2 protein-coding genes are annotated in these 1,482 nt (G+C 74.0%); one reads left to right on the top strand and one right to left on the bottom strand.

The genetic code is table 11. From position 1 onward, the window contains the following. Window positions 1–441, bottom strand: a 441-nt coding sequence (locus tag FDZ70_10585; protein TLM66245.1) for a hypothetical protein, incomplete at its 3' end; no start/stop codon positions are given. A 60-nt stretch (window positions 442–501) separates the two neighbouring features. On the opposite strand from FDZ70_10585, the gene FDZ70_10580 reads away from it, so the two are divergent. Continuing rightward, the coding region (locus FDZ70_10580; protein TLM66244.1) for a thioredoxin domain-containing protein at window positions 502–1,482 on the top strand (981 nt) is incomplete at its 3' end.

The following is a 1,482-nucleotide window of genomic DNA, read 5'->3' as shown; positions in this document are numbered from 1 at the left end:
GTGCCCGCGTGGCAGGCCGCCGTCCGCGCCCCCGCCGCCGGCGCGGCCCGGCCTGCGGCGGTGCGGCTGCGGCGCGCCCTCGAACAGCGTCGATGACGGCAGCACGCGAGTCGACGCGCCCGCCTCCGCCCTCACGCGGTCCGCGAGACCGCGGTCGTTCGTCACGAGCGTCACGCCTCCGCGCGGAGCGTCGCGCGTCAGGTCGACGATCACCTGGTCCGCCTCGCGGTCGAGGCTGTAGCGCACCTCGACGCCCGCCGGGACGGGGTCGCTCGCGAGGTGGCCTCCATCGAAGACGACCACTATCCGCCCCGCGCCGAGCATCTCGCGACCGCAAACGCCGAGGCGGCGCAGCAGCGCGAGCCGCTGGTCGTCCCCGTGCCGCGCTCTGGTCGCCGGATCGGCGAGCGTCACGTTGTATCCGTCGATGAGGAAGAGCATGCCCGCATGCTACCGTAGCCCGAAGGACACGCACCCCGCTCGAAGGGCGGCCTCCCGGACGTGAACCGCCTCGCAGGTTCCGCATCGCTCTACCTCCGGCAGCACGCGAGCGACCCGGTCGCCTGGTGGCCGTGGTGCGACGAGGCATTCGCCGAGGCCGCCGCGCGCGACGTGCCGGTGCTGCTCTCGTGCGGCTACTCCGCCTGCCACTGGTGCCACGTGATGCAGCGTGAGTCGTTCGCGGACCCGGGCACCTCGGCCCTCATCGGCGACCGGTTCGTCGCGGTCAAGGTCGACCGCGGGCAGCGCCCCGACATCGACGCCCTCTACATGGACTACGTGACCGCGACCACCGGCCACGGGGGCTGGCCGATGACCGTCTTCCTGACGCCCTCCCGGCTGCCGCTGCTCGGCGGCACCTACTTCCCCCGTGAGCCGGCCGGGCGCCTCCCCGCCTTCGGCGACGTCCTTGCCGAGGTCGCGCGCGCGTATGCCGAGGACCGCGGCCGGCTCGAGCGCACCTCCGCGGACTCGCTCGCCTTCCTGCGCGAGATGGCGGCGCCGAAGCGCGCCGGGACGATCGACGCGCGCCTCGTCACCGGGGCCGCCGACGCGGTGTTGCAGGCGTCGGACGCGGCGCACGGCGGCTTCGGCGAGGGTGCGAAGTTCCCGCGATTCTCACTGCTGCTGTTCCTGACCGCCTTCGCCCGCCTGCAGGGCGACCGCGAGGCGGCGTTCGTGACGCGCAACGCCCTCGTGACGATGCTGCGCGGCGGCATCCACGACCACGTCGGCGGGGGCATCTTCCGCTACACCGTCGACCGTGAGTGGGCGGTCCCCCACTTCGAGAAGATGCTGTGCGACAACGCCATGCTGCTGCGCACGCTCGCCACAGCGCACGCGACGGAGCCGAGCGAGGAGTTCGCGCTCGCCGCGGCGCGCACGGCCGCATGGCTCGAGCGCGAGATGCGCCTCGGCAACGGCGCGTTCGCCACGGCGCTGGCCGCCGAGTCCGGCGGCATCGAGCGACTCGGCCAGCTC

It is taken from the genome of Actinomycetota bacterium (assembly GCA_005774595.1).
Lineage (GTDB): Bacteria > Actinomycetota > Coriobacteriia > Anaerosomatales > D1FN1-002 > D1FN1-002.
This window is presented reverse-complemented; position numbering and strand designations above follow the sequence as displayed.